General features: G+C 74.2%; 1 protein-coding gene. It reads right to left on the bottom strand.

Features of this window, described 5'->3' with window-relative positions; genetic code table 11:
- On the bottom strand, positions 1–3,078 hold a 3,078-nt coding region (locus ACIOJE_RS41175), incomplete at both ends, for an SDR family NAD(P)-dependent oxidoreductase (RefSeq protein ID WP_400783814.1).

Below are 3,078 nucleotides of genomic sequence, written 5' to 3'. Positions count from 1 at the left end.
GGGGCGGTGAGGCCGTTGGAGGCGCCGTCCTGGTTGACGGCCGAGCCGCGCAGCACCGCGAGGACCGGGTGACCCAGGCGCCGGGCATCCGAGAGCCGCTCCACCAGCATCAGACCCACGCCCTCCGCGGAGCCGAACCCGTCGGCGTCGGCGGAGAACGCCTTGCACGTGCCGTCCGGAGAGAGACCCTGCTGCCGGCTGAACTCCGTGAACATGTGCGGCGTCGCCATCAGCGCGACACCACCCGCCAGCGCCGCGGAGGACTCACCGCGCCGGACCGACTCCGCCGCGAGGTGCAGGGCGACCAGCGACGAGGAGCAGGCGGTGTCGATCGTGACGGCGGGGCCTTCGAGACCGAAGGTGTAGGAGATGCGGCCCGAGGCCACGCTGGCGGTCACGCCCGTCAGCAGGTAACCCGCCAGCTCCTCCGGCGGCTCGGTGATCCGGGACTGGTAGTCCTGGTAGGTCAGGCCGACGAAGACGCCGGTCCGGCTGCCGCGCATCGACGTCGGGTCGATCCCCGCGTGTTCGAAGGTCTCCCACGCGGTTTCCAGCAGCAGCCGCTGCTGCGGGTCCATCGCCAGGGCCTCGCGCGGGGAGATCCCGAAGAGGTCCGCGTCGAAGTCGGCGACGTCGTGGAGGAATCCCCCGCGCCCGGTCGCCGAGCGGCCCGGATCACCCGGCTTCCCGGACAGCAGCTGCTGCAGGTCCCACCCGCGGTCGGTGGGGAAGTCCCCGACGGCGTCGCCGCCGTCCACGATCAGCCGCCACAGATCCTCCGGTGAGCCGACGGCTCCCGGATAGCGGCACGCCATCGCGACGACGACCACCGGATCGTCGTCGTCCGCCTGCGTGGGTACGGCGACCGGTCCGGTCTCCTCCTCGCCGACCAACACGGACTCGACGTGGCGCGCCACCGCGACGGCCGTCGGATAGTCGAAGACCAGGCTCGACGGCAGCCGGACCCCGGTTTCCGCGGCGAGCCGGTTGCGCAGCTCCACACCGGTGAGCGAGTCGAACCCCAGGTCGCGCAGCGGCCGTTCGACGTCGACGAGCAGTGGATCGGTGTGCCCCAGGACCGCGGCGACCTGGGCGCGCACCACGTCGAGTACCGCCGCCGACCGCGGCGGACCGGACAGGGACCGCACGCGAGCGGCCAGCCCCGGCCCCGTCTCGTCGTCCCGATGGCCGGACGCCGCCGCCACGAGGGCGCGGACCTCGGGAAGGTCCTCGATGAGCGGCCGGGTCCGGGCCTCGGAGTAGGCGAGGTGGAACCGGTCCCAGTGGATGTCGGCCACCATGGTGGTCGCACGGTCCTCGTCGGCACCGAGAGCGAGGACCGCCAGAGCCAGCTCGGGTTCGAGGGGCAGAGCTCCGTGGCGCTGGAGCCGGTCCTGCACGCCGTCGACCGCGGCCATGCCGTCCCCCGCCCACGGGCCCCAGGCGTAGGAGGTCGCGGGCAGACCCAGGGAACGCCGGTGTTCGGCCAGCGCGTCCAGGTAGGCGTTGCCGGGTGCGTACCCCCCTTGGCCGGGGATGCCGAGCACTCCGGCGATCGAGGAGAACAGCACGAACTCGTCCAGCTCCGCCGTGAGTTCGTGCAGGTGCCGCGCACCCTCCGCCTTGACCCGCAGCACCCGGTCGAGCTGGCCGACCGTCAGGGAGTGCACCACCGCGTCGTCGAGCACGCCCGCCGTGTGGAACACGGAGGTCACCGCGAACTCAGCGAGCAAGCGCGCCACGTCGGACCGGTCGCCCACGTCGCACGCCACGACGGCGACCTCGGCATCGAGCGCCCGCAACTCCGCGGCGAGTGCGTCCGCGCCCGGAGCCTGCGGTCCACGCCGGCTCGCCAGCACCAGCCGCCCGGCGCCCTGCTGGACGAGCTGCCGCGCGACCCGCGCGCCGAGCGCGCCGGTGCCGCCGGTGACGAGTACCGTGCCGCGCGTCCGACGTTCCGTCGTGACCGGGGTCTTCGCCCCGGCGTGCACCAGTCGGCGCGCGAAGGAGCCGGACCCACGGACGGCGACCTGGTCCTCGCTGCGCTGCGCCAGTACGGCCAGCAGCCATGTGACCGCCTGCTCGCTGGGGAGCTCGGGAAGGTCCACGAGCCCGCCCCAGCGTTCGGGCTGCTCCAGGGCGACCACCCGTCCGAGGCCCCACGCCTGGCTCTGCGCGGGGTTGCGCAGGGCGTCCGCCCGGTCCACCGCGACCGCGCCCGAGGTGAGGGTCCACAACGGGACGTCCAGGCCGGCGTCGGCGAGCGCATGTATCAGCGTCAGCGTGGCGGCCGTGCCCGTCGGGACGGCACCGTGTTGCGGAGCCACGGCGTCACCCGTCGGAAGCAGCGACAGCACCGCGTCCACGTCGCGGGGCAGCAGGGCGCCCAGCGCGGCGCGGTCCTCGGCGCCGAGCCGGAGCTCCACCACCTCGGCTCCACCCGTGCGCAGCCCGTCCCGCGCCGCCTGCGCCCAAGCGGCATCGTGCTCGCCGTCCGGGGTGACGACCAGCCACGTGCCGGTCGGCGCGCCGCGGCCGATGCCGGTCGACGGCACCCACTCGACCGTGTAGCGCAGGGCGTCGAGGCGGCTGCTCGCGCGGCGCAGCTCGCGGCGGCGGGCCAGCGCGGGCAGCGCCTGCCGCAACCAGTCCGGCTGATCCCCGCGCAGCCCCAGCACCGAGGCGACGGCGTCGGTGTCGGCTGCTTCCACGGCCTCCCAGAACTCCTCGTCGCCGCCGCCGGTCGTCGCCGCGAGCCCGGCCGGCGTGTCGATCCAGTAGCGCGTGCGCTGGAAGGGGTAGGTGGGCAGGACGATCCGCCGGCCGCCGGGGTACTGCGCGGCCCAGTCGACGGGCAGGCCACGGACCCACGCCTGCGCGGCGGAGGTGAGGAGGTTGGCCTGGCTGCCGTGATCGCGCCGAAGGGAACCGACGGCGGCGATGTCGGACTCGGCGACGTCGGCCGTGTCCTGGAGCGACGCGATGAGTACGGGGTGGGCGCTGGGTTCGATGAAGGTGGTGTGGTGGGTGGTGATGAGGGTTTGGGCGGTGGGGTGGAAGAGGACGGGGTTGCGGAGG

The sequence above is a fragment of the Kitasatospora sp. NPDC087861 genome (assembly GCF_044742585.1).
In the GTDB taxonomy this organism is placed as follows: domain Bacteria; phylum Actinomycetota; class Actinomycetes; order Streptomycetales; family Streptomycetaceae; genus Kitasatospora.
Note: the sequence above shows the minus strand (reverse complement) of the source record. Positions and strands in the feature narration are given on the sequence as shown.